The organism is Collinsella sp. AF37-9 (assembly GCF_003475115.1).
In the GTDB taxonomy this organism is placed as follows: domain Bacteria; phylum Actinomycetota; class Coriobacteriia; order Coriobacteriales; family Coriobacteriaceae; genus Collinsella.
The window spans coordinates 290-553 of the sequence record NZ_QROQ01000074.1; the positions used below are offsets into that span (position 1 = coordinate 290).

The following is a 264-nucleotide window of genomic DNA, read 5'->3' on the forward strand; positions in this document are numbered from 1 at the left end:
TGCACCTCCGCGGTGCCGTCGAAGACGTAGTCGCTGGACATGTGGACCAGGGTGATCCCGTGTCCGGCGCAGGTACGGGCGAGCAGGGCCGGCCCGGTCGCGTTGGCCTTCCAGGCGGTCACGCGGCCCTCGGGGGCCTCGGCCCTGTCCACGGCCGTGTAGGCGCCGCAGTTGATCACGGTGCCGTAGAGCGACCAGTCGTACTGCGAATAGGCGTCCGGGTCGGACATGTCGAAGGTGTCGATGTCGCAGAAGTCGAAGTCC

1 protein-coding gene is annotated in these 264 nt (G+C 68.2%); it reads right to left on the reverse strand.

The window, feature by feature from the left end:
* Positions 1-264: sugar nucleotide-binding protein (locus DW024_RS10365; RefSeq protein ID WP_233541388.1), on the reverse strand; the 264-nt coding region annotated here is incomplete at both ends.